This is a genomic window from Pantoea allii (assembly GCF_002307475.1).
Lineage (GTDB): Bacteria > Pseudomonadota > Gammaproteobacteria > Enterobacterales > Enterobacteriaceae > Pantoea > Pantoea allii.
Genome location: NZ_NTMH01000050.1, coordinates 1 through 2,661 on the forward strand (window position 1 = coordinate 1; position 2,661 = coordinate 2,661).

The 2,661-nt window shown below is 56.1% G+C and carries 4 protein-coding genes; all 4 read left to right on the forward strand.

All coding sequences use genetic code 11. From position 1 onward, the window contains the following. Window positions 1-187 precede the first annotated feature (187 nt). The 4 genes from tli1a (CMR03_RS22065) (at window position 188) to tli1a (CMR03_RS22080) (ending at window position 2,521) form a co-directional block, all read left to right on the forward strand. Entirely contained in the window at window positions 188-724 is a 537-nt protein-coding gene (gene tli1a, locus CMR03_RS22065) for a Tli1a family immunity protein (protein WP_096012660.1), read from the forward strand. Between the two features lie 68 nt (window positions 725-792). Continuing rightward, a complete protein-coding gene (gene tli1 / locus CMR03_RS22070) occupies window positions 793-1,320 on the forward strand; it encodes a T6SS immunity phospholipase A1-binding lipoprotein Tli1-KP (protein WP_096012661.1) in 528 nt (175 codons plus the stop codon). A 68-nt stretch (window positions 1,321-1,388) separates the two neighbouring features. Beyond that, window positions 1,389-1,916 carry a Tli1a family immunity protein gene (tli1a, locus tag CMR03_RS22075; RefSeq protein ID WP_096012662.1) on the forward strand — a complete coding sequence of 176 codons (528 nt, stop codon included), beginning with the start codon at window positions 1,389-1,391 and terminating at the stop codon, window positions 1,914-1,916. A 68-nt stretch (window positions 1,917-1,984) separates the two neighbouring features. Beyond that, window positions 1,985-2,521: a Tli1a family immunity protein gene (gene tli1a / locus CMR03_RS22080; protein WP_096012663.1), complete on the forward strand. Its 537-nt coding sequence runs from the start codon at window positions 1,985-1,987 to the stop codon at window positions 2,519-2,521. Window positions 2,522-2,661: the final 140 nt, after the last annotated feature.

The window sequence follows — 2,661 nt, forward strand, 5'->3', positions numbered from 1 at the left end:
GCCGGGCGTAGTGGTTGCACAGCGAAAAGCGCTTGTGGCTGAACAACAGCTGGCGCGGGCGCAGGCTGCGATCCCGGCCAGCTGGCTTGAGCAGGTGCTGGCGGCAACGGTCTGAGAAAGATAAAAAAGATTTGGCATGGGTAACACCGCGAGTCCCCTTTATTCCCGCCTCTGCAAGGAACCTCAGATGAAACACACAGTATTAACCCCGCTGCTGGCGGCCCTGCTGCTGTTAACCGGCTGCTCACAGCCTGCCGCTCAGGCAGGTGGCAGTGGAGGTGGTGGCGGCACCATTAAAGCTATCAATCACACTAAATGGGCGATTAACCACTTCAGTGTCGATAACCAGTCGGGCATCGACATTATCGGTCCGTTCCAGGGCGGTGGTGGAGGCTGCTGCTACAGCGTGCCCGCCCGCTGGACGCCGGGCATGACGGTGCGTGTTGACTGGGAAAGTGGAGAAGCATCGACAGATGATTTCCCGGGATATGAAAAATGGGACAAATATCTGGAATGGGAAAAAAAAATTAAAGCCAGTCATCGGCAGCACAGCAAAACCGTCCCGGTACCCGACTATAACGGCCAGGACGTCTGCGGTATCACGGTGCATTTTTTACCCTGCAATGACGTGAAGGTGACGACCAGCTGCTGGTCACCGAGAAATGCCAATTACCCGATAAAAGAGCCCCTCAGGATGAAGGAGCCCAAAGTATGTCCGAAATAACGGTAACCGCGTCAGCCCGGGTGCTGCCACCGCTATCTCTTCAGTTTTGCCTCTTCAGGGAACGTCAGATGAAACACACACTATTAACCCCGCTGCTGGCGGCCCTGCTGTTGTTAACCGGCTGCTCTCAGCCTGCTGCTCAGGCCGGAGGTGGCGGCGGCACCATTAAAGCCATCAACCACACCAGATGGGCGATTAACCACTTCAGTGTCGATAACCAGTCGGGCATCGACATTATTGGCCCGTTCCAGGGAGGTGGCGGAGGCTGCTGCTACAGCGTGCCCGCCCGCTGGACGCCGGGCATGACGGTGGGTGTTGACTGGGAAAGTGGGGAGGCGTCCACTGAAGGTTTTCCTGGATTTGCAGATTCAAAAAAATATAGGGAGTGGAGGGACAAAATGAAAGAGAACGATAGGCAACACAGCAAAACCGTCCCGGTACCCGACTATAACGGCCAGGACGTCTGCGGCATCACGGTGCATTTTTTACCCTGCGATGACGTGAAGGTGACGACCAGTTGCTGGTCACCGAGAAATGCCAATTACCCGATAAAAGAGCCCCTCAGGATGAAGGAGCCGGAAGTATGTCCGAAATAAAGGAAACCGCTCCAGCCCGGGTGCTGCCAACGCTATCTCTTCAGTTTTGCCTCTGCAAGGAACCTCAGATGAAACACACAGTATTAACCCCGCTGCTGGCGGGCCTGCTGCTGTTAACCGGCTGCTCACAGCCTGCCGCTCAGGCCGGAGGTGGCGGCGGCACCATTGACGCCATCAACCACACCAGATGGGCGATTAACCACTTCAGTGTCGATAACCAGTCGGGCATCGACATTATTGGCCCGTTCCAGGGCGGCGGGGGTGGCTGCTGCTACAGCGTGCCCGCCCGCTGGACGCCGGGCATGACGGTGCGTGTTGACTGGGAAAGTGGTGTGGGGTACTCCATGGATTTTCCTGGCTATGAAGACAGGAAAAAATATCTCGCCTGGAAAAAAAATATTGATGCTCAAAAACGGCAGCACAGCAAAACCGTCCCGGTACCCGACTATAACGGCCAGGACGTCTGCGGCATCACGGTGCATTTTTTACCCTGCGATGACGTGAAGGTCACGACGAGTTGTTACACCTACGGCAGTCCGTCCTACCCGATAAAAGAGCCCATCAGGATGAAGGAGCCCAAAGTATGTCCGAAATAACGGTAACCGCGTCAGCCCGGGTGCTGCCACCGCTATCTCTTCGGTTTTGCCTCTTCAGGGAACGTCAGATGAAACACACAGTATTAACCCCACTGCTGGCGGCTCTGCTGCTGTTAACCGGCTGCTCACAGCCTGCCGCTCAGGCCGGTGGCAGTGGAGGTGGTGGCGGCACCATTGACGCCATCAACCACACCAGATGGGCGATTAACCACTTCAGTGTCGATAACCAGTCGGGCATCGACATTATCGGCCCGTTCCAGGGCGGCGGGGGTGGCTGCTGCTACAGCGTGCCCGCCCGCTGGACGCCGGGTATGACGGTGCGTGTTGACTGGGAAAGTGGAGAAGCATCGACAGATGGTTTCCCGGGATTTACTGATTACGAAAAATATAAAGCCTGGGAGAAAAAGATGAGTGCTCAGAATCGGCAGCACAGCAAAACCGTCCCGGTACCCGACTATAACGGCCAGAACGTCTGCGGCATCACGGTGCATTTTTTACCCTGCGATGACGTGAAGGTCACGACGAGTTGTTACACCTACGGCAGTTCGTCCTACCCGATAAAAGAGCCCCTCAGGATGAAGGAGCCCAAAGTATGTCCGAAATAACGGAAACCGATTTAGCCTGGGTGCCGCCGCCGTTTTTTCTTTAGTCCCGCCTCTGCAAGGAACCTCAGATGAAACACACAGTATTAACCCCGCTGCTGGCGGCCCTGCTGCTGTTAACCGGCTGCTCACAGCCTGCCGCT

What these genes read in the sequence shown, in the direction of transcription:
- tli1a (WP_096012660.1), top strand. Translation starts at nt 188, where the DNA reads ATGAAACACACAGTATTAACCCCGCTGCTGGCGGCCCTGCTGCTGTTA.
- tli1 (WP_096012661.1), top strand. Translation starts at nt 793, where the DNA reads ATGAAACACACACTATTAACCCCGCTGCTGGCGGCCCTGCTGTTGTTA.
- tli1a (WP_096012662.1), top strand. Translation starts at nt 1,389, where the DNA reads ATGAAACACACAGTATTAACCCCGCTGCTGGCGGGCCTGCTGCTGTTA.
- tli1a (WP_096012663.1), top strand. Translation starts at nt 1,985, where the DNA reads ATGAAACACACAGTATTAACCCCACTGCTGGCGGCTCTGCTGCTGTTA.